This window comes from uncultured Campylobacter sp., assembly GCF_938015785.1.
Classification (GTDB): Bacteria; Campylobacterota; Campylobacteria; order Campylobacterales; family Campylobacteraceae; genus Campylobacter_B.
The window spans coordinates 28430-49628 of sequence record NZ_CALLWC010000032.1; the positions used below are offsets into that span (position 1 = coordinate 28430).

At 46.1% G+C, this 21199-nt stretch carries 16 protein-coding genes and 4 pseudogenes; 4 read left to right on the top strand and 16 right to left on the bottom strand.

The features are described from left to right. Positions 1 to 2 precede the first annotated feature (2 nt). The 7 genes from Q0393_RS04230 to exbB all read right to left on the bottom strand — a co-directional run bounded on the left by Q0393_RS04230 (position 3) and on the right by exbB (position 6356). Entirely contained in the window at positions 3 to 1847 is a 1845-nt protein-coding gene (locus tag Q0393_RS04230; RefSeq protein WP_298978141.1) for a hypothetical protein, read from the bottom strand. After that, positions 1826 to 2185, bottom strand: a complete 360-nt coding sequence (locus Q0393_RS04235) for a YkgJ family cysteine cluster protein (protein WP_298978143.1) — start codon at positions 2183 to 2185, stop codon at positions 1826 to 1828. The genes Q0393_RS04230 and Q0393_RS04235 overlap by 22 nt, the downstream gene beginning before the upstream one ends. Further along, complete coding sequence (locus Q0393_RS04240) at positions 2178 to 3419, bottom strand: methyltransferase (RefSeq protein ID WP_298978145.1); 1242 nt, start codon at positions 3417 to 3419, stop codon at positions 2178 to 2180. Before Q0393_RS04240 ends, Q0393_RS04235 begins: the two co-directional genes overlap by 8 nt. After that, a complete protein-coding gene (locus Q0393_RS04245) occupies positions 3416 to 4363 on the bottom strand; it encodes an NAD(P)-binding domain-containing protein (protein ID WP_298978147.1) in 948 nt (315 codons plus the stop codon). Before Q0393_RS04245 ends, Q0393_RS04240 begins: the two co-directional genes overlap by 4 nt. 344 nt (positions 4364 to 4707) lie before the next feature. Continuing rightward, positions 4708 to 5556 carry an energy transducer TonB gene (locus Q0393_RS04250; RefSeq protein WP_298978148.1) on the bottom strand — a complete coding sequence of 283 codons (849 nt, stop codon included), beginning with the start codon at positions 5554 to 5556 and terminating at the stop codon, positions 4708 to 4710. Next, positions 5553 to 5936, bottom strand: a complete 384-nt coding sequence (exbD, locus tag Q0393_RS04255) for a TonB system transport protein ExbD (protein ID WP_295151962.1) — start codon at positions 5934 to 5936, stop codon at positions 5553 to 5555. Before exbD ends, Q0393_RS04250 begins: the two co-directional genes overlap by 4 nt. Further along, positions 5937 to 6356 (bottom strand): TonB-system energizer ExbB, encoded by a 420-nt coding sequence (exbB, locus tag Q0393_RS04260; protein ID WP_040304198.1) that lies wholly within the window; start codon positions 6354 to 6356, stop codon positions 5937 to 5939. Between the two features lie 285 nt (positions 6357 to 6641). On the opposite strand from exbB, the gene Q0393_RS04265 reads away from it, so the two are divergent. The 3 genes from Q0393_RS04265 (at position 6642) to tsaD (ending at position 11768) form a co-directional block, all read left to right on the top strand. Further along, the gene (locus tag Q0393_RS04265; protein WP_298978150.1) at positions 6642 to 8711 is read left to right on the top strand and encodes a TonB-dependent receptor; all 2070 of its coding nucleotides are present in this window, start codon (positions 6642 to 6644) and stop codon (positions 8709 to 8711) included. A gap of 362 nt (positions 8712 to 9073) precedes the next feature. Then, positions 9074 to 10468: a cell envelope integrity protein CreD gene (creD, locus tag Q0393_RS04270; protein WP_298978151.1), complete on the top strand. Its 1395-nt coding sequence runs from the start codon at positions 9074 to 9076 to the stop codon at positions 10466 to 10468. Between the two features lie 292 nt (positions 10469 to 10760). Then, the gene (tsaD, locus tag Q0393_RS04275; protein WP_298978153.1) at positions 10761 to 11768 is read left to right on the top strand and encodes a tRNA (adenosine(37)-N6)-threonylcarbamoyltransferase complex transferase subunit TsaD; all 1008 of its coding nucleotides are present in this window, start codon (positions 10761 to 10763) and stop codon (positions 11766 to 11768) included. A gap of 271 nt (positions 11769 to 12039) precedes the next feature. Here tsaD and Q0393_RS04280 read toward each other — a convergent pair whose 3' ends face one another. The 4 genes and pseudogenes from Q0393_RS04280 to Q0393_RS04290 form a co-directional block, all read right to left on the bottom strand. Next, the gene (locus tag Q0393_RS04280) at positions 12040 to 12522 is read right to left on the bottom strand and encodes a hypothetical protein (protein ID WP_298978155.1); all 483 of its coding nucleotides are present in this window, start codon (positions 12520 to 12522) and stop codon (positions 12040 to 12042) included. 325 nt (positions 12523 to 12847) lie between these two features. Beyond that, a pseudogene (locus Q0393_RS04285) lies at positions 12848 to 13261 on the bottom strand (7-cyano-7-deazaguanine synthase); the annotation flags it as partial. A 421-nt stretch (positions 13262 to 13682) separates the two neighbouring features. Next, positions 13683 to 13775: pseudogene (locus Q0393_RS10760) on the bottom strand (hypothetical protein); the annotation flags it as partial. Further along, positions 13733 to 13981: pseudogene (locus Q0393_RS04290) on the bottom strand (7-cyano-7-deazaguanine synthase); the annotation flags it as partial. The pseudogenes Q0393_RS04290 and Q0393_RS10760, both read right to left, overlap by 43 nt. A 55-nt stretch (positions 13982 to 14036) precedes the next feature. Here Q0393_RS04290 and ybeY point away from each other — a divergent pair. Then, a complete protein-coding gene (gene ybeY, locus Q0393_RS04295) occupies positions 14037 to 14666 on the top strand; it encodes an rRNA maturation RNase YbeY (RefSeq protein WP_298978156.1) in 630 nt (209 codons plus the stop codon). Between the two features lie 214 nt (positions 14667 to 14880). Here the strand turns inward: ybeY and Q0393_RS04300 are convergent, their stop codons facing one another. The 5 genes and pseudogenes from Q0393_RS04300 to priA all read right to left on the bottom strand — a co-directional run. Beyond that, positions 14881 to 15687 carry a hypothetical protein gene (locus Q0393_RS04300; RefSeq protein WP_298978159.1) on the bottom strand — a complete coding sequence of 269 codons (807 nt, stop codon included), beginning with the start codon at positions 15685 to 15687 and terminating at the stop codon, positions 14881 to 14883. A gap of 8 nt (positions 15688 to 15695) precedes the next feature. Then, a complete protein-coding gene (locus tag Q0393_RS04305) occupies positions 15696 to 16496 on the bottom strand; it encodes a hypothetical protein (RefSeq protein WP_298978160.1) in 801 nt (266 codons plus the stop codon). 187 nt (positions 16497 to 16683) lie between these two features. Further along, positions 16684 to 17232, bottom strand: a complete 549-nt coding sequence (locus Q0393_RS04310) for a hypothetical protein (RefSeq protein ID WP_298978162.1) — start codon at positions 17230 to 17232, stop codon at positions 16684 to 16686. Between the two features lie 280 nt (positions 17233 to 17512). Next, complete coding sequence (locus tag Q0393_RS04315; protein WP_298978164.1) at positions 17513 to 18424, bottom strand: hypothetical protein; 912 nt, start codon at positions 18422 to 18424, stop codon at positions 17513 to 17515. A gap of 640 nt (positions 18425 to 19064) precedes the next feature. Continuing rightward, positions 19065 to 20393 (bottom strand): annotated as a pseudogene (gene priA, locus Q0393_RS04320) (primosomal protein N'); the annotation flags it as partial. Positions 20394 to 21199: the final 806 nt, after the last annotated feature.

The following is a 21199-nucleotide window of genomic DNA, read 5'->3' on the forward strand; positions in this document are numbered from 1 at the left end:
CGCTACTGCCTTGGCGTCTGGATTTTAGAGCCGGTAGGCTCTTTCGACGTAGAATTCTGCTCTGGCATAAAATCCTGCCTCGATACGGAATTTTGTCTTGACGAGGCAGAATTCTGCGCGGCGGAATTTATGGGCGTTGCAAAATTTTCAGACGCCGCGGAATTTGGTGTCTGATTTTGAACTGCGGAATTTGCAGACCCAGCAGAATTTTGCGAAGCGGAGTCTTTTGGCGTTAAATCACGCGTTGCAGCGGAGCTCGGACGCGCGGAATCTAACGCAGAGCTTTCGGGCGCCGTAGATTTTATGGAATTAGGCGAAGGGGTTTTTGTTGCCGGGCTTTGCGGCGCCTGATCTTTCGGCGCGGAGCCTTTTATCGTAGTGGGGTTTTGCGATATAGAATTCTGCGGCGCTACACCTGTGCCAGCGGCGCACGCATCGATCGCCTCTAAATGCTCTTTGCCTTCGGGGGAATTAAAAAATTCTGCGTCTTTGATCTTAGCCATTTCATTTTTAGCCTTGTCGCACTCGCCAAGCTTGTAGTATCCCCAAGCAAGCGAGTCCAGATAATACGGTGAGTCGGGGTCTTTTTGTAGAGCGCGGCGGACGAGCTCGATCCCCTTGCGAACGTCCAAATCGTGATCTATTAGGATGTAGCCGTAATAGTTTAGATGCACGGGGTCTTTAAGCTGCGGCGCAATATTTTCAAATTTTGCCACTACACTAGATAGGGTCTTGGCGTCCACGTTTTTGCCCGCACTTTCATATTCGTAGATCGCTTCGATCGCCAAAAAGTCGTAATTTTTAGTCTTCATAAACTCATCGCGTGCCATTTTAATCGCGGTTTTATAGTCTTTTTTATGCGCGTAGGCATCGATTAGAAGCTCGCGCTTGTAGTCGTATTTCTTCAAAAGCTCGATTATTTTATCAAAGTCGTTTGAGTAGTAATAAATCGCTATCATATCGTCTAAGAATTTATTATCCCCTTTAGCTTCATACAGCACTTCATCGATCTTAGCGACATCTAAATAGCGTTTATTCGCACGATACACATCAGCTAGCAGCTCGCACGCCATACCCTGGGCACAGCCATAGATGCGCCTGTGCGTCTCTATGATGCGGATCGCTCCATCCGAATCATCGAGTTTATTTAGCAGCACGTCGCATAATCTGATGAGATTTTCGTCAGTTTTGTCTAGCTCATAGGCTTTTTCGAAGTAGGTTTTGGCTAAAGTAAAATTCTCCATCGCATAATATGTCGCTGCTAAGATCGCGTAACTACGCGAAACGGGATCTACGGTGACTAGCTTAAGAGCAGCGGTATTGGCATTTAGATTATCTTTAATGCCTAAGTAGTAGCCGATTTTTACTCGCAGATACTCGGAGTCTGAGCTTAGGCTTTTTTCGCCGAGCTTTAAATAGCGCGCCGTATTTTTACGATCTTTGATCGCAAAAGCAGTCTTTAGCGCTTCTAGCAGATAAACGGACGAGCCCGTTTTATTGTATGCCTTTTCGTATAAAAACATCGATGCGACGGGATCTTTATGCAGTAGCTCCAAAGCTGTAAGCAAATCGAAATTTAGCTCGGCGTCTTCTTGCGCTCGCATCGCGTGGTTTAGCTTTTCTTTGGTTATACTTTTAGCGCTTACGCCGCGATTTATCAAGCTCTTTTTAATTGCATCTTTTGCACCGTTTTTTGTGCCAATGCTGGAATTCTTATCAGACGCCTTTTTATCCGTAACGGACTGCTTCGCTGCTGCAGCATTCGCCCCCCTCTCCGCGCTTAGATACTGTGGCGCTAAAATCATCGCCGCGATTAAAATTCCGCTTAAAACCTTACCCCGATACATTCTTCCTCCAATTCTTTAGTATGCGTTTTAAAATATTCCCAAAACGGAAAGCTGCGGCACTGCTTCGGACGCAGCTCGTAAATCCCGCAGTTGCGCTGCGCCTCGTCAAAAAATACGCACGCCAAACCGCCTTCAAAGGGCTTTTCTTTTACGCTAAATCTAGCGCCTATCTTGTCCAAATACGTCCTTTTAAGCTCCGCGGGCGAAATTTCAAATTTTACCGCAAGTGCCGCAATCTCACTCTCATCTATCCAGATATAGCCGCTCTCTCCCGTGCAGCACTTACCGCCGCAGCGCTCGCACGCGCTTGCATCGAAGCTGAAGCCGAACTCACTCATAATCCACGCTCGTTAAATCCGCGCTTTTGTAGATCGCGTGGGCTTGTGCGGTGCGCTTTCCGTGCGCACTAGCATAGATCGGAATGGTGATCTCACAGGGCGAGCGCGAGTTCTTACGAGCTTGCAAAAGCGAGAGCTTAGCGGGCTTTGAAATGTCAGGATAGACAAAACCAAGCCTCGTCAAATTTAGCCTAAACTCGCCTAAAAGCTCGCAAATTTTAGCTAGCTTGCCCGCCTCATAGCAAAAAATAAGCGTACCGCCAGGCTTAAGATGAGCATTCGCAGATCGCACGAAATCCCGTAGGCTAAGGCTTGCTGCGCTCTTACTAAGCGCCATATGAGGCTCTTTGCTAAGCGAAATGCGCTCTCGATAAAAAGGCGGATTTGAGACGATAAAGTCAAAACGCTTTTTGCTTTTAAACTCCGCGAAATCCGCGTGCAAAATCTCGGCAGGTAGATCGTTTTGCAAAGAATTTAGCCTTAAGATTTCTAAATTTCGCTCTTGAATTTCTAGCAAGCTTAGATTGATGCTTTTAAAATCGCGTTTTAGCAAAAGCCCTAAAATTCCACATCCTGCGCCCACATCCAGCACGTCGCCGTATATCGCTCGCGGATTTAGCGCGCTTTTTAAACTACGCTCATCGCAAACTGCAAACCAGTCGTCACGCAAGCACTCCGCAGCAAAATCCTCGCTCGCTTTGGCGTCTTTAAATTTGCTCGCGAAATCTTTATCGTGCGTCTTTTGAGATTCTAAAGACTGCGCGATTTGCTCATCACAAAATTTAAAATTTTCACCGCTTGCAATGTCAGGCTTTAAAGCATGCCAGGCTTCGTCGTTTTGAAAATCTGAATTTTTGCAGCGCTCGCTTTGAAATTTCGCCCGAAGTCCCGCTTCAAATTCCTTTTTAAATTCCGCCTGAAGTTCAGCGCAGCCCTTACTTCCAAAATCGCGATCATTCCCCACGCTATGGTTAGCGGCATACGACTCTTCTTTGCTAAAAGCGCAATCCTCGGCGCAAAATTCCGCTTCGCTGCCTGCGAAATCCGCAGAGCAAAATTTTGCATTAAAGCTCCTATCTGCTACGCCTTTAAATTCCGCGCCACAGCCCAGCGCCCAAGAGCCATTTTGCGATGCTGCGTCAGCTTTACGCACGCCTGAGCTTCTTATAAAATTCCACAAAAAAATCGTATCGCTCGTGTAGCGATAACCTTTTTTCGGCTGATAAAGCCTCATCTGCGGATATTTTTGATGATGGTATGAGCGTGATTTATCGCCACCACGATCGATCCACCACTTCTGCTAATGAGATCTCCGCCGACGTAAAGCCCACTAGTGGCGGTTTGAAGATTTTCATCCACGATCGGCACGTCGTTTTCATCGTAAGCGATGCCGCATTTTTTAAGAAAATCGATCGGGCTCGTGCCGCCGATCGCGTATATCACGCGGTCAAATACGAGCTCGGCGCCATTATCAAATTTTACCAGCACCTTGCCGTTTTCATTCTCAAGAGCCTCTATATCGATACCTAAGCGCAAGATGATGTTGCCGTATTTGGTCTCGCGCATTACGTCGCTTTCGTTCGTCTCGTTTAGGCGGGTAAATTTAGGCTTGCGATAGCAAAGCGTCACAACATTGGTTTTACACAGCGCTATAGCGTATTCCGCAGCTGAGTTACCACCTCCGACGACTAAAATTTTTTCATTAATCGTGCATTTATCAAGATTGAAATTTACCCGTTGCGTGATCGAAGGCGGAATTTTATAAGCGGGCTTATTAGGCTTGCCCATCCTGCCAATTGCGACGATGACGTTGCGCGCGCGGTATTCAGCCGAGCTAGTCGTGATATAAAACTCATCTGCGTGCTTTTCGATCTTTTCGACTTCACTTTTGAAATTCGTATCGATTTCGTCGCTATCTAAGAGCTCGTCGAAATAATTTAGCACGCTTTCTTTTGTGCCGGTTTCAAACGAAATAGAGCCGCGCGTCTCGCTGTCAAAGCCCTTATATTCTTTATCGACGCGCTTTTTATCTTTGTAAAACTGCCTAATCGTTTGAGAGTGGTTGTCGCCTTTTTCAAGCAGAAGCACATGCGCAAGCCCGTTTCTTTTAGCTTCTACTACGGAAGCGATGCCGCAAGGACCGCCGCCGATCACCGCCAAGTCGTAAACGTCTATCATAAATTTCCTTTAATCTTTTAAATTTCATACAAAATTATAGTAAAAATTCCATTAAAATCAGTGGAATTTCCTAGCAATTTCGCAGCTTAAATTTAAAATTTTAACACTTTAAGATGCTTGCTTGGCTAAATTTGAAAAGACATAATTTTCTCCATTTAAATTTTAAATTTCACGGCGCTAATCCGTTTGTAAAAACTAGCGCGGCAGAAGCGGCAGCAAGAGCAGTAAATTTTAAAATTTTACTTCGCCAAGATGGAATTTTGCGAGCTAAGATAAAGCGGCAAGAGCGGTGAATTTTTAAAATTTCACCGCCCAGGCAGAAGTTTTTAATAGAAGCTTTAAGGCTAGTTAAAATTTAGCGTATACTTTATGCTAAAGTTAAATTCCATATCTTTCTCGACCTTTGGAAAGCTACCTTTTGTACGCTCGACCGCGCTTAACGCGCCCTCATCAAGCGAATCGACTTTCGAGGAAGACGTAACGCGAAGACCTTTAACATCTCCGCTTGCCGTATATGTAAAGTGCACGCCTACGACGCCGATTTTACGCATACGTTGCGCATTTTTAGGGTAGTGCGACTGCGCGTAGCGCGAAATGATGGCGAAAATTTTCTTGCCGACATCGCTATTGCTAGGATCGCCGCGGCTTGTTATAGCGTCGCTACCGCCGCCTGCACTACTGGAGCCGCCGCCCCCGCCGCTACCCAGCGAAATAGGCTTTGTGGGGTCAAATTTTGCCGTTAAATTCCTATCGCTGCTTTGAACTTTATGCTCTTTTTTCGGCTTAGGTTTTTCGACCGGCTTTGGCTTAGGCTTTTCGACCGGTTTTGGTTTTTCGACTACAGGCTCTGGTATAGGCTCCGGTTCAGGAATCGGCTCTGGCTCCGGTATTGGCTCCGGCTCCGGTATTGGCTCCGGCTCAGGCGGAGTTGGTTCCGGTTCGGGCTCGGGCTCCGGCGGAATGGGCTCGGGCTCAGGATCTGGTTCGGACTGATCGGAAGGAGGCGGGATATTGGGCTCATCCGATATATCGCCCTGCTTGGCCTCATCCATTATGCTATCGATGGAAAAGGCTATCATATCGGGCATGCTAGGCGGCTTCGGTGCCGACGATAAAAGAACAAAAACACCTACAGCGATGATGCAATGCAGCACCAAAGATACAATGAAGCCTATTGCGCTATCTTTATTCATTGCTCTTTTTCGGTCACGATCGCAAATTTTTCATGGCCCGCCTTTTTTAGGACATCCATGATAGAAATGAAAGAGGAAAATTTCGAGTCTTTATCGTTTTTCAACACGACAAGATCGTTTTTATCGAGCGCGGCAATTTTTTCCTCAAGCTCATCCTCGCTTATTGCGACATCGTCTAGATAAATTTTAGATTCGCTATCCACTTTGATGGTAACTTTTTTATCCTCTTGCGGATTTTGCGAGCTTGAAGAAGATGGAAGATTTACCTTGATATGACCCTGCGCAATGAAAGTAGAGACACTAAGCACAATCGCTAACAGCACCAGCATAATGTCGATGAACGGGACAATATTTAGCCCGTCTCGTCTAGGAATGCTCATTTATTTAACCTCATCGTAGCGGTTTAGAAGCACATCGACCTTGCGGACGAAACCGTTGTAGATGATGAGCGTAGGCACGGCGACGACTAGACCGGTAGCGGTAGCTTTAAGCGCGAGCGAAAGACCTTGCATGATAGCCTTGGTATCGATACCGCTTGCAGTACTCATATCAAAAAATGTGATCATAATGCCAATAACTGTGCCTAAAAGACCGATGTACGGAGCATTTGAATAAACGATATAAAGCGTCGTCAAATTTTTTGTCAGAGCCTCTTCATATAGCGCCTTGCTTTTGTAATCGCTCGCCTTAACCTTCGAATAAAAAAGCAGCCTTTCGATAGTAAACCACACGACCAAAAAGCTCATAAATCCGAGGATTGCAAAGATAATGTAATCCACGTAATGCGCCAAAAATTCCATAATGCCCATAAGCTCTCCTTAAAAATTTTAAAAATTTTTATAAATTCAGCAAAGTGCCTTGCCAAAAAAGTGAGCGATTTTATCAAAAGTAGATTTAATTTTTACTAAAATTTTGATGATCGATATTTAAATTATATTTTATCATTTAGCTTTATTTAATGATAATAAAGCATTCGGTGATAGAATTTTAATGATTTTAAAATGTCTTGATAATTAATATAAAATAAAGGATTAATTTTATATTATTCGCCATTTTTTAATCTCATTATCATTTAGGAGTTTAGTATGAAAAAATTTCATCTGGCTTTGTCCTTGTGCGCAGTTCTTTGCTTAAGCGCACAAGCAGACGAGAAATCAAGCGCTACGGACGTATCCAAAAGCAAAGATTCAAATAGGCAAAGCCTGGGCGTAATCGAAGTTACTAGCGATTCTAGCACGCCTAGCACTGTGGATGATATCAAAATCAATACTCGCAACGCTACGCTCATCAAAGATGTATTTCGCGACATCCCAGGCGTTTATGTGGGCGGCACCAACGGCATGAATCAAAAAATTTATATGCGCGGCGTGAGCGATCGCGGTCTAAATATCACGATTGACGGCGCGAAGCAAAACGGCAATACCTTTCATCACAACGCCGATTTACTAATCGATCCTGATCTTATCAAAGCCGTAGAGGTCGATGTAGGCGCGCGCTCAGTCGTGAACGGCTCGGGCGCTTTGGGCGGCTCAGTTGCCTTCAGGACGGTAGACGCTTCTGACATGCTTGAGGACGGTCAGGATATCGGCGCCAAGCTCAAAGTGGGCTATACGAGCAATAACGAAGGCTATTCGCAAAGTGCGATGCTCTACGGCAGAGCGTTTGATAGCCTAGATATGCTTGCCGCATTCAAGCACTACGGATACGGCTTCGGCGAATCGGGCAACGGCAAGCCTACGGGCGGCGACGGCAACGATATAAATTATTTATTAAAAGCGGGCTATAGCTTTTTGGATTTTCATAAAATTTCGCTCTCTACCGAGCATATGCAGTATAAAGGTCTCTATCCGCTGCGGGCGGAATTCGGCTCATGGCTAAACGGGCAGCTGGATAACCGCAAATACGAGCGCGATACACACACGATCAAATACACGTATAATCCAAGCGACCTGCTAGAGCTCGACATCACGGGATATTACACCAAGCATCAACGCATCGGATCGACTTCGACGAACGTAAAATGGGGCGTCGAGACCAAAGGCGGCAAAATCGGCGCTAAGAGTAAATTTGAAACGGGCGATCTGGCTCATACGTTGCGTTACGGCTTTGATTACTACCGCTCCGAAAACTACGTTAAGCCCGGCAATCTACGCCCCGAGAAGGTCGATAATTATAGCTTTTATATCGAGGATGCTATGCGCTACGGCGGGCTTACGGTAACTCCGGGTATCCGCTACGAAAGGCACGAGCTAAAGACTTACAACGGTAGAGGCGCTAATATCTCTAGCTACAAATATAAATTTAACGAAGTAAGCCCCGCCTTGGCGCTTGATTACGAGATCGGCGCGGGATTTGGAGCGTTTGCAAGCTATGCGCGAGTATTTAGAGGACCTGACGTAATGGAGAGCATGATGGCTGCGGGTACTAGCCGCGGCAGACCACTAAGCTGGATGGCCAATGAAAATTTAAAGGCCACTACGGGCAACGCCTACGAAATAGGCGGTCGCTACAAAAGCGAGCTAGGAGAGAATTCCTCGGTAAGCCTAACCGCAAAATATTTCAGGACGGAATATAAAAATCTCATCGTAGATAACAATGCGGCGGGCGGAATCGTCGGCTGCCCGGGAGGCGCACAGGGCGCCTTATGCAGGGCTAATGCAGGCGGTGCGGACATTGACGGCGTCGAGCTTTTCGCAAGATTAATATTAGATGATTTGAGCCTTGCTGCGGGTTACACCCACCAGCACGTAGAATATAAAGACCGCGTGCGCAGCGGCTCGGGCTATCTAAGCTCAAACATCATCGGCTACCGCGACTATGGCGATAAATACACCTTCAATGCCGAGTACGCAATCTCTGCGGCGGATCTACTGCTGGGCTATAACTTGCTCTTTTTCGACTCCAAAAACGTAGCCTCCGCAGCTAGCGACGAAAAAACAAAAGTGCCTAGCTACGCGGTTCACGATCTATACGTCACCTACGCTCCGGATGGCGGACGATTTAAAGGGCTTGAGATCAACGCGGGCGTTTACAATCTCTTTGATAAAGCCTACGCATCGCACTCGCAGCGCAGCGCCGATTTCACCGGTGATTCAAACGCTATCGACTGGGAGCCGGGACGAAATTTCAAGCTAAGCGTGGCGTATAAATTTTAAAGCTTACGCGAGATGGCGGTATGAAATTTTGCACGCTAAAGCAGCTAAATTTTAAAAATTCAAAGCCCTTGGAATTTCAAAATTCCTAGGGCTTTGTAAATTTGAAATTCCAAGGGCTTTGAATTTCAAGCTTTTAAATTCTACTAACAGAAATTTTCTCATAAAATTTTTGCGAATAGCAAAATTCTCATTCAAAATGGAATTCTAGCGTGCAGCGGAATTCCAAAAATTCAAAGCGATATCCGCAGCGCTTCACATCCAAAGTTCCTTTAGAATTTATAAGATTCCTCCCGCTTCAAGCGCCGTCCGTTTACTCTTCATCGTTAAAATTCCGTTTTAAATTCTACTTAAAAGGAGAGCCTTTGTTAAATTCTACTAAAAACGCCATTCGTGGCGCGTTTTGGACGAAGCCGTTTATAGTTTTAGTGCTGCTTTTGCTGCTGTTAATCCCACTAAGCTTTATCGATAATCTTACCTACTCGCGCTCCGAAACCAAGCAGCTCGCGCAGGATTCGATCCTCACGCCGGTGGGTGGAGAGCTGCAAATCCAGGGCCTTGCGATCGTAGTGCCTTACGCAGAGATAATCGAAGCGATAGACAAAAGCAACAACGAGCTCATAAAAAGGCGCGTAGAGAAAAATTTCATCATCGTGCCTAAAAACTACTCCCTCGCGGCAGAGATCGACCCCACCTATTTAAAGCGCGGAATTTTTCGCGTTCCAATATATAACGGCGACTTCGCGCTTAAGGCGGACTTTGAGGCGATAAACTATACCGAGCTCGGCGTCGATCCTGCGCGGCTAAATTTCGACGAAGCCGTGCTAGTGCTCGGCGTAGGCAATCAAAAATCCTTCACCGCCTCCCCCGCTTTAAGCTTAAACGGCAAGGAGCTTAAGCAATATCACGGTAACACCGAAGCTAAAATTTTTGATCGAAGCCTAATCTACAAGCTCCCCGCTTCCGCGCTGTCGTCTGATTTTAGCATCAGCGGCACGCTTAAAATCCAAGGCGGCGAGGCACTTCATCTAGCTCCGATCGCGCAAAATAGCCGTTTTGAAATTAGCTCTACTTGGGCATCGCCTAGCTTTGGCGGCGGCTTTATCGCCAAATCGCGCGAGGTAAGCGCTAGCGGTTTTAAAGCTTCGTGGGAAGTTACAGGCTTAGCCGCAGGCATTGCTCCTGCGTGGCTTGCAGATCAAGATGACCGCGTCGCTATGACGAACTGGCGCAGCAACGACGATAGAAATGACGCCGTAAGCATCGGCTTCATCGAGCCCGTGAACAACTACTCGCTGATTAAGCGCTGCACGGATTACGCGCTGCTGTTCTTAGCGGTGCCGTTTTTAGCGATCTTTTTGTGCGAGGTTTACACTCACGAGCGCATCCACCCGATCCAGTATCTACTCATCGGGCTTGAGGACGTCGTTTTCTACCTGCTGGTACTTTCGCTTTCCGAGCATATGGGATTTGCGCTTAGCTATGCTGCTTCAGCGATCGCGGTAAGCGCGATAGTATTTTTCTACGCAAGCGCGATTTTCAAAGGCGCGCGCTGGGGCATTTTCATCACTTGCGTTCAGCTCGTTTCATATGCGATCCTCTATGTCATCTTAAATTCCGAAGACTACGCCCTATTAATGGGAAGTCTGATGATATTCGCGGTGATCTCTTTGGTGATGTATTTTACGCGCAAGCTCGACTGGTACGACACGGCGATCCCAAGCGGCGAGAAAAAGCAGGAGCAAGAGCCTGAAATTTAGCCTTTAAATTTGCCGCTAAATTTAATCGCAACGGCCTTTGGAGCTTTAAAATCCAAAGGCCTTTTTAAATTTGCTCGCTAAATTTCAACTGCCAAAATTTCATCTATCTGAAATTTTACCCGCCGCGGCAGACAAACTGCGACCGAGCCGAACGGCGCGCTTTAAATTTAGTCCCGCGAGAGTGAGCACGTCGCGACCAAATCTAGGGCGCGCCGCTTTAAATTTTAAAATTTCATCTATTCCATAGCGCCGATTTTTGAGTATAATGAGCGAAAAATTTTAAGGATTTTGTGTGATACTTGCTATTGAGAGCAGCTGCGACGATAGCTCGGTCGCGGTGATGGATGAGCGCAGTTTCGAGCTAAAATTTTACGAAAAAATAAGCCAGGAGGCCGATCACTCCAAATACGGCGGCGTCGTGCCCGAGCTTGCCGCGAGGCTGCATACGGAGGCGCTGCCGCGGATTTTACAGCGCGCAAAGCCCTATTTTAGCGAGCTTAGCGCCGTCGCAGCGACCAATACCCCGGGACTTAGCGTGAGCCTGATCGGCGGCGTAAATATGGCAAAAGCGCTCGCGCTCGCGCTAAATCTGCCGCTCATCGGCGTAAATCATCTCATAGGCCACGTCTACTCGCTGTTTTTGGACGGCGAGGCGCGATTTCCGATGGGCGTTTTGCTCGTTAGCGGCGGGCATACGATGGTTTTGGATATCGATGCGGCGGGGGGTATCGAAATTTTAGCGACCACCGGCGACGATAGCTTCGGCGAGAGCTTCGATAAGGTCGCCAAAATGCTAGGCCTCGGCTACCCGGGCGGCGCACTCATCGAGGAGCTTGCAAAAGGCGGCGAGCCGAGGTTTGAGCTGCCCGTGCCGCTGAAGGGCGATAGGCGGTTGGAGTATAGCTTTTCGGGGCTTAAAAACGCCGTGCGCGTGCAGATAGAGAAGCTAAAAAAGGCGGGCGAGCTGGATGAGCGGGCGATGCGCGATCTGGCGCGCTGCTTTGAGGACGCGGCGTGCGCGCACATACTGGATAAATTGCAGCGGATCTTTGAGCTGCGGCGCTTTGCGCGCTTCGGCGTCGTGGGCGGAGCGAGCGCAAACCTGCATCTGCGGGGGCTTTTGACGGATTTGTGCGAGCGGGCGGGCTGCGAGATGCTTTTTGCGCCGATGAAATTTTGCTCCGACAACGCCGCTATGATCGCGCGCGCGGCGATAGAAAAGCTGCGTAAAAAGGAATTTACGGCGCCCGCAGAGCTGCAGATCATCCCGCATCTAAATCTACGCTCGGCGTTTGAGTGAAATTTTAAAATTTACAGATAATCTGCGCCCGCTAGCGGATTCTTGCGCACTGGATGTTTGAGTAAAATTTTATCTCGCGCTCGCTCACGGTTGGGTTTTGGATAAAATTCACTTTGAATTTACACATCGCGTTTCGAGCCCACGCCACGTTTTGCTAACTCCTTTCGTGCTTGCACCGCCATCGGTACCGCTGCCGCTGCGCGCCCCCTTGTCGTTTATAATGTCTACTAAAATTTGATCGACTTTGTTAGTTTGTCGTTTTTATCCTTTCTTAATCGTGCAGAAAAGTTACGACTTCGTGTTCTTTTGGAACATATTCCCTATTTTCAATACCGCCGCTGCCATACTCAGACAAGGCTTCATTTAAAATTTCATAAAGCTCATCTATCGAAATATCTCCAATGTCAGAATTTACGCTTTGAAATTTATATTTGACCTTAAATGGATTTTTCGTGAAATATTTACTCGTTGTCTCATCGTAAATTCGCCTTATGTCTAGCTCGATATTTGTATCTTTATAATGGAGCAACCAAATATCCTCGCCCGTATAGCCATCTCTTGGATCAGGTAATTGAGGGCTACCGATGAAGATAAGGTAAGTCTGTTTTTGTTTATCTACTACCCAATTTAACCATCTAATATCTTGATCGCTCAATAAAGGTTTTCTAAATTTTGTCCTAATTTTATTAACAGTGTCTATAACATTGTATTTCTTCAAGTCCTCTTTCGAAATATATTCCGCTACAAACGCCATTTTCTCCTCCTTAAAATTTAATTCTCGGATTATACTACGATATGTTTATATCCGCCTATGCGCTAATAAATATATCGTAGGGTTAAATTTATAATTGATTTTCGCCTCAAACCACATGCAACGCTCGCATTAAAATTTTTCAAATTCCGAAGCGCAGTTTAAATTTACAGCCACAGCTCGGCGCGCGCTAAAGCGCAAGTCGCCGCGCGTTTAAATCTAGCCGCAAATCATGCGGCGTTTCAAATTTAAACACTGCGCGGATTGCCACGCTACGCGGGCTCGGTAAAATTTAACCGCGTCGCGATTAAATTTCGCCGCGGCGCGTCTAAGCTTCTATCGCGTAGGGGATTTTATCTTTTGCGCCGGCGCCCGCAAAGCCTTTAAGCCGCAGTAGGCAGCTGTCGCAAAGCCCGCACGCAGCGTCCTCGCGCTCGTAGCAGCTCCACGTAAGCTCTAACGGCACGCCGATTCTAAGCGCCAGCGAGACGATCTGCGCCTTGCTAAGGTGCACGAGCGGGGTTTTGATGCGTGGATGAAAGTCGCGGCTCGTGCCCAGATCGAGCGCTCGCTCAAACGCGCCGATGAACTCCGCGCCGCAATCGGGGTAGCCGCTGCTATCCTCCTGCACCACGCCGATGAAAATCGCGTCGCAGCGCTCCTTCTCGGCAAGGGCGGCGGCGATGCTCAAAAACACGCCGTTGCGAAACGGCACGTAGGTGCTCGGCAGATCCGAAAACACGCTCTCGCCGCTTGGCGGTGAAATTTTATCGCTTCGGCTTTGCAGTAAAATTTTACCCCCTGCGTGCTTGGGTGGAATTTCATCGCCCTGCTGCAGCTCGGCTTCACTTTGAGGTAAAATTTCGCCGTCTTGAACCAGAATTTTGATGCCCTGCGGTGGGATTTTGTCGTCGCAGGCTAAAATTTTGCTGTCTTGCGATGAAATTTTATCGTCCCCTAGTGGAATTTCGCAGCCTTGAATTAAAATTTCACCGCTCTGTGTACGGCTGCTCCGCGCCGAATCTACGGCGAGCGGAATGTCTGCGGAGCTCGTCGAGAAATTTAACGCAGTAAAATTTTGCTCGCCAATCTCGGCATTAGTAAAATTCGCCGCAATAGAATTTTGCCCTTCTAGACGGGCGCTCTTGGAATTTGCCGCGCTGTCAATCTCGGTGCCGGTAGAATTTGCCGCGGCGCCAAGCTCCGCAGCGCCCTTTCTTATCGGCAAAGTACCGTCCGTAAGGGCACTGCCACCAATTTGCGCGATGAAGCGAGCATCTAAAATAAACCTCTTTGCAACCCCCAAATCGTCGCAAATTTTACCGAAGCACTCGCGCTCCTTGTCCATCGTGCGCTGATCGTAGTCAAAGTGCAGCGCCACGATCTCGTAACCTTCGCGCTTCGCGATATAGGCGCAGGTCGCGCTGTCCATGCCGCCGCTGATCACGCATAAAGCTCTCATTTTCGTCCTTTTTTTTGCTAAAATTATACGAAAATTTTATAAAAGAGGGGTAAAAATGATACTTTGCGAGCAGCCCTATCCCGAAATTTTGGACGCTATCGCGGCGGAGCTGGGCGGCGGGAGCGTCGAGCTAATTTTCGTGCGCGGCGAGGAGATGCGGCAGCTAAATGCGCAAACGCGCGGCATCGATAAGACGACCGATGTGCTGAGCTTCCCACTCGATCCTGCGGCGTTTGCAGGCTTCGGCGAGGATTTTAGCGAAGAGAATTCCGCGCATGAAAACAGCGGTGATAAAAATCCAGACGCTGCGAATCCCGCTAGTGAAAATACAAGCGCCGCGAATTCTGCGAGCAAAAATTCTAATACCATAAATTCTGAAAATTCCGAGGGCGAAAGTTCTGGCGATGAAAATTTAAAAAATGAAAATTTTGGCGGCGGAAATTTCACCCCCGCGCTACTCGGCTCGGTCGTGATAAATTTAGACCTCGTGGAGCTGAAAGCCGCGCAGCTGGGGCACGGCAGGGATGACGAGACGGCGCTGCTTTTTACGCACGGCATGCTGCACGTGCTAGGTTACGATCATGAAAGCGACGACGGACAGATGCGCGCCAAGGAATGCGAGATCATCAAGAAATTCCGCCTTCCAAAAAGCCTGATCGTACGAACGGAAGGAAGCGAGGAGTAGGCGCTGTATATCAAAAAAGGGCGAGCAAAAGCATGTACGGCGACGCAAAATCCGAACAAAATTTTAAAAACGCAGATACGAAAGCAAAAAATAAGCGACCCAAAACCACAGCGATAAAAGGATCTTTTAGGGTAAATTCGCCGTAATTTCCCAACCAGAATTTCGCATGCTCAAAGTTATCAATCGCAACTAAATGCGTTGCATGATTTACTCCTTAACGGTAAATTTTCGTATTTAAATACAAATTTCTACAAACGGATGTTTGCGAAACTTTGTCTTTAAATTTGCTAATTTTAATAAAAACCGCTTTAAGACCGTTTATTAAATTTACGGAATCGATAAAAAGTAGATAATCTTCGCTCTTATATTTTATCGGTCCGAAATAAATCAGGGTATCTCCTGCGATCTTGTTTCGATAATCCTCAAAATCTGCCCTGCTATAATATGAATCGTATGAGGGGTCTTTTATAATTTTACTGCACTCTTGCGGATCTAGAATATACATAAAATTTGCAAAAGACATCTCGTATTGCCGAAAATCTCTATACGTCATAATATACAAAAGCTTATTATCAAATTTATATAACGTAAATCCTCTCCCCGTAAAGCCGTCTCTAATCGTTGTATTCATATCCATATACCAGCAATCGCCCATATTTTTCTTTAAAACTGGGTTATTGTAATCCGTCGTATCAAAAACCAGAGGCTTGATTACGCTTATATTTTTCCATTCGAATAGATCATCGTAAAAGTCGTTGCAGAAGTCTCTTTCTTTTGATAAATGCTCTTCATACTCTTTTTTGAGCGTTGCATTTCTATCTATTTGCCAAAAGCTAACGGTTTTTCCGTTGAAAGTGGTTTCTCCTTCTACCATACCGGAAGGATTGTTTCTTACTACTTTCCTATCATTAGCTTTCCATAAAGCTATTTTTAAATCAAAAGGAATTTCCGTATCGCTTACATCGTTTGCATTCGCAAATAATACGAATGCGATCATTAAGATGAAAATATGAACCCACATAACCGCCCCTATCGATAAAGCTTCGTATTTACGTATGAATTGCTACAAACAGGCATTTGTAAAATACCGTCTTTAAATTTCCTGATTGCGACATTGAGCAGTTGTCCGCTATGCGTATTGTCGAAATCTATGAAAAGTAGATAGTCTGTATCTTTATAACGTATCGGTTCGGCATAAAACAGACGCGGTTTATATATAATGTTTTTTAAACTCTCCAAATTTGCCTTGCCACGAGGATCTTTTATGATTTCACTGCACTTTTTGGGATCTAAAATGTAAGCAAGATTTGCGAAATCATCCGTCTGATATATATAAGGAGTGGTTTTGTAAATCATAATATACAAAAGCTTATTATCAAATTTATATAATGTAAATCCTCGCCCGCTAAAGCCGTCTTTAATCGTTTTATTCATATCCATATACCAGCAATCGCCCATATTTTTCTTTAAAACTGGGTTATTGTAATCCGTCGTATCAAAAACCAGAGGTTTGATTATATTTATATTTTTCCACTCGAACAGATCATCGTAAAAGTCGTTGCAGAAGTCTCTTTCTTTTGATAAATGCTCTTCGTATTCTTTTTTGAGCGTTGCATTATCTTCTATCGTAAAAAAATAAAAACTCTTGCCGTTAAAGGTAGTTGCACCCCGGATCATAGGTTCGTGAAGAGCTTTTCTTACAACTTTTTTATCTTGAATTTTCCATAAAATAGGTTCCAGTTGCCATGGCATCGATGGATGCTTTATATCATCCGCTTTTGCGAACGATACGGCAAACAATATCGCTAAAATAAAAGCACGAATTTGCATCCCTTGCTCCTTAAAATAGGCTTTTGGAATCTTAAAAGCGTTTTTTGTTATCGGTCATATAAGCTTATACAACATAATTACTTAATCAAAGTATAAAATACATTATCATATCCGCACAAATATGAATTTATGCATATACCGCCGATCTATACGGCAGGCTTTCAGTGTTTAAAATTACCGATCAAGTTTATTCACACTCATGAATGTATGGATCTTTTAGGGTAAATTCGCCGTAATTTCCCAACCAAAATTTTGCATGCTCAAAATTATCAATGGCAAATGTCGCATGGTGCTCGCTATACACTCTGCGCGACCTGCATTTTTTGCCTTCGTAATCATAATGATCTGCGAGCTTTTTATAAAATTCAATGCTTTCGTTATCAAAGTCGTAACCCAGCGCGATATCTTGATTTCGCCCGTCGTAAAAATGGATATAGTCAAAATCGAAGTTGTAATAAACCTTGCAATGACCATTTTCGCCGTTTATTATGGCATCGCTGCAATATTTTTCTAGTTTTAATTTCTCTTTTTCAAACTCATGCCGTAGCTTGGTTTGCTCTGGCGGGTCTAAATTTTGTGTTTTCTTAGTAAAAAATTCCTCTTCATACCTAAGCGCTTTTTGTAATAAAACGTCCGCATACTCGGCTCTTTTAGAATAAAAATATAGAAAATAAGAGGCGTATAATATAAAGATGAAACCTGCGAAAATCATAAAATTTCTAAGTAGTTTTTTCAAATCGTTGCCTTTATATGCTCTATATCGGTGCAAATAGTTTTGCCTCTTTCAAAAAGAGCGATGACTTATTATATCCCGTTAAGATTAAATCGCATTTGCAATTTGATATTATATTTTGATTTTAATCTGATATAAGAATGACGGGGCGTAAAATTTATCGTCGTATCATGTAAATTCCGCGGGCAAAATTTATATAAATAAAATTCGCTTAACTGCACGCTTAGCCAAAACTCACGGAGTCTATATTTGTTCCTGCGGACAAACCCTCAAGCGCGCCGATTTAGAATTTAAATTTCTTAAATTCTATCTTTTCATCGAAAACCGACATCGTGCGCCGTAACTCGTCTATATCGACATTTAGCACGGCTAAGAAATACTCCCGTAGCTGCACGTATTCATCTTTGTTTGCCATCAAAATATTCATTATATCGACATTGGCGTTTTCTTTATATAGCACGAGCTGATCGTGAATGCCGAAAAATCCGAGGCTGCCATTATGTAGATGCATAAATATCTTAGAGCCGTAAAGCAGGGTAAGTACCATAGTAAAAATACAAACTATATTTCTAATATTAACACTCACGCTTTCGTCGTCTCCGCCAAACTTAAGCGCGAGTAAAACCCAAACGGCGATAATGATCTTAAGGGCTAACGGCATTTGCTGCCTCCAACTCCATCTGCAATCGAAGCTAATCGCCATCGCACCGATCTTTTGTAGCTCAAAAAATTTCACAATTTCGCCCTTTTTATAATACGCGACGGCGGAGTTCGTCATCACGAAATATGCTTCGCCCTCGCGCCTAGCCGCTTCTATGAGCGGTAAGAGCACTAGAATAAACATCCGCAATACGCCTAGCTCTGGCGGACCTACCACGATGATGGCAAAAAACAAAAATATTAAAAATGCGCAGCACATCGCAGGGAATTGATATTTAACGTAATCGCGATAGAGATGATCTGTTATGATTAATGGGGCTCTGTCATAATCTATGATTATGGTATGATCCTCGCTCGAAAGGCTCGCATTCTTGTCGGTATACGTTTCTGCACTATCATCTGCAAACTCCGAGCCATCTAGTTTTAAATTCAGATCGCAAGCATCAGGCTTATCACTATCCGTCTGCGATCTGCGAGGCGCCTTCGTGTGCCTTCCACGCAAGGCCTCTCTTAGCTCATCTAAATTATCGCTCAAATCGTCTCCTTAAATTTTGCCCGAAATTTTGCCACTCTTTTTTAGCCCGTTCCGCAAACAAACGCTGCAAAAAGGCGTCCGCGGCGAATAAATTTTGCTTGAATTTTAAAAGCTCCGTCTAGCCGAAGTTTACGGGATCCATATCGATCTCGACGGGCAGATGCTCAAGCGCGCGCGCGGCATTAATCAGCGGCACGTGCGAGCTAGCGCGCAGCAGAATTTCAAAGCGAAATTTCGACGCGATATAGGCGATACCGGCCTTACCGTAGCCGATGATCTCAAAGCTCTCGCTCGCCTTCTCTTTCAAATGCTGCGCGGAATTTCCGGCAAGATTTTCGGCTGCTAAATTTATAAAATTTTGCGCGGCGCCGTTTCTTTCAGGCTTTAAATTTACGCTATCCCTATCTACGTCGCGAGCTGAAATTTGCGCGGTATTTTTCAAATTTGAAGCATTTTGGCGGTTTAAATTTGCATTGCTCCCGCGCAAATCCGAGCTTTGAAATTTAAAATTTGACATCTGCTTACTGCCATGCTGCGCAGAATTTTCTAAATTTAAAGCGCTTAAATTTGCTCTCCTCGCGTCCAGCCCGTCATGCGATACAAACGCGCTACTTCCCGCCTGTTTGCGACGTAAAAGCTCAAGCGCCACGTTCATTATCTCGCTAGCCGCCTTTTCGTTTTTATGCGAGATCAGCACGCGCAAAAGCCGCATATACGGCGGATAGAGCCCCTCGCGAAACTCAGCCTCGTCGCGCAAAAAATCATCATAGTTTTCGATATAATCCCTAAAAAAACCGCTCTGGCGCGTCTGTATGACGACCCTGCCCTGCCCCGAGCGGCCGGCGCGGCCAGCCACTTGCATCGCAAGCGCCAGCGTCTTTTCGCGCGCCCTAAAATCGGGATAGCTCAGATGTTCGTCGATCCCCATTATCACCGCAAGATCCACGCCATGGTAATCGTGCCCCTTACTAAGCATCTGCGTGCCTACCAAAATGTCGATTTTATGGGCGTTGAAGTTATTTAGCAGCGCCTCGAGCTTGTGCTGCGTGGTAATCTCGTCGCGATCAAATTTTGCGATGCGAGCGCTCGGGAAATGCGCCGCGAGCTGTGCGGCAAGCTCGCCCGTGCCGATCTTGCGCGCCTGCATTACCTCGCCGCCGCAGTTTTCGCAAGACGCCCTGTAAAACGTGCTAAAGCCGCAGTAATGGCACTTTAGCGCCGCAGCATCCGCGTGGTAGCTCATCCCGACGGCGCAAAACGGGCAGCGCACGATCTGCCCGCAGTTTTCGCAAACCATATATTTGTAGTTCGCGCGCGTCGGCAAAAACACGACCGCCTGCTTGCCGGCTTCGAGGCTGCGCCCGATCTCGGTTAAAATTTTAGGGCTCAGCCCCGTCTCGCTCTCATCGAAAATAAAGCGCTTGGCGCTGCTAAAATAGGTGCCGCGCAGGCGGAAGTGCGGCTGCTTTGCGTAGGTGCTAAGTGCGGGCGTCGCGGAGCCCAAAACCACGCGGATGCCGAGCTTTTTGCCGACGAAAATCGCGGCGTCGCGGGCATTTAGGCGCGGCGCAGCGGCGGATTTGTAGCTGTCGTCGTGCTCCTCGTCCACGACGATAAGGCCTAGATCGCTAAAGGGTAAAAATAGTGCCGAGCGGGCACCCGCGATGAGTCGGATCTCGCCTGCGTTAAATTTCGCTAAAATTTCGCGCTTTTTTTTGGGCGAAATTTTGGAGTGCCAGACGCCGAGCCGCTCGCCGAAATAGCTCTGTAGCCGCTTCGTCATCTGCGGCGTGAGCGAAATCTCGGGCATCAAAAACAGCGCCTGCTTGCCCGCAGCGAGCGCCTGCGCGATTAGCGCGATATAAATTTCGCTCTTGCCGCTGCCCGTATCGCCGAAAATCAGCGATGTCTCATTGGCTTCGGCAAATTTACGCGCTTGCTCCTGCGCAGGGGTGAGGTTTGGAATTTTACCTATTTGAAGCGGGAGTAGCGGCTGCGAAATGGGACTTTGGGCGGTAGCGGCGGAATTTTGAATTAGGACGGAATTTTGCGGAGCAACAGATTTTTGCGGAGCAGTATCGAAATTTTGAATTAAAGTAGAATTCTGCAGGGCGATGAAATTTTGAATTGAAGTAAAATTTTGCCCAGAAGCGGAATTTTCTCCCTCGACAAAATCCCGCTCTTTGATAGAATTCGACGCGATGGCGGAATTTTGTTTGTGTGCCGAACCTGGCGCGGCAGCAAAATTTATGGCGGTCTTCATGGCGGCGGAATTTTGATCTGATGTGAAATTTTGCACTGAAGCGGAATTTTGCCCGTCGTCAAACGCTTGGATAGAATTGGCGGTAGAATTTAACGCTAAATTTTGCGAGATAATATTTTGCGCCTGCTTTAAATTTTGCTTTTGCGCGGAATTCGGCGCGATGACGGAATTTATAACGGTAACGGAATTTTCCATGATAGTAGAATTCCTCGTCAATGCAAAATTCTGGATTGGGGCAGAATTTTGTATGGCACTAAAGTCATCGTCGAGCGTAGAATTTTGTGTGGTGATGGAATCCTGCTTGGAAATAAAATTTTGTTCGCGGGTAGAAGTTTGCTTGCAAGCGGAGACCAACTCACTAACGGGAATTTGCTCGCAAGCGCAATTCCGCTCGGTCGTAGGATCCTCCTGCAAATTCCGCAAATCCTGCGTAGTCTCGCTTGCAGGCTCGAAAATCCCAAATGCAACGCCCTTTTCGCAGACATAGTAGTACGCGATAAAATTTGCAAGTG

Bases quoted from the DNA above. Each gene is read 5' to 3' on its own strand.
- Q0393_RS04240 (WP_298978145.1), bottom strand. From the start codon at position 3,419: ATGAGGCTTTATCAGCCGAAAAAAGGTTATCGCTACACGAGCGATACG.
- ybeY (WP_298978156.1), top strand. From the start codon at position 14,037: ATGATACTTTGCGAGCAGCCCTATCCCGAAATTTTGGACGCTATCGCG.
- exbD (WP_295151962.1), bottom strand. From the start codon at position 5,936: ATGAGCATTCCTAGACGAGACGGGCTAAATATTGTCCCGTTCATCGAC.
- Q0393_RS04235 (WP_298978143.1), bottom strand. From the start codon at position 2,185: ATGAGTGAGTTCGGCTTCAGCTTCGATGCAAGCGCGTGCGAGCGCTGC.
- Q0393_RS04280 (WP_298978155.1), bottom strand. From the start codon at position 12,522: ATGGCGTTTGTAGCGGAATATATTTCGAAAGAGGACTTGAAGAAATAC.
- Q0393_RS04305 (WP_298978160.1), bottom strand. From the start codon at position 16,496: ATGCAAATTCGTGCTTTTATTTTAGCGATATTGTTTGCCGTATCGTTC.
- Q0393_RS04300 (WP_298978159.1), bottom strand. From the start codon at position 15,687: ATGTGGGTTCATATTTTCATCTTAATGATCGCATTCGTATTATTTGCG.
- Q0393_RS04250 (WP_298978148.1), bottom strand. From the start codon at position 5,556: ATGAATAAAGATAGCGCAATAGGCTTCATTGTATCTTTGGTGCTGCAT.
- exbB (WP_040304198.1), bottom strand. From the start codon at position 6,356: ATGGAATTTTTGGCGCATTACGTGGATTACATTATCTTTGCAATCCTC.
- Q0393_RS04245 (WP_298978147.1), bottom strand. From the start codon at position 4,363: ATGATAGACGTTTACGACTTGGCGGTGATCGGCGGCGGTCCTTGCGGC.
- Q0393_RS04230 (WP_298978141.1), bottom strand. From the start codon at position 1,847: ATGTATCGGGGTAAGGTTTTAAGCGGAATTTTAATCGCGGCGATGATT.
- Q0393_RS04265 (WP_298978150.1), top strand. From the start codon at position 6,642: ATGAAAAAATTTCATCTGGCTTTGTCCTTGTGCGCAGTTCTTTGCTTA.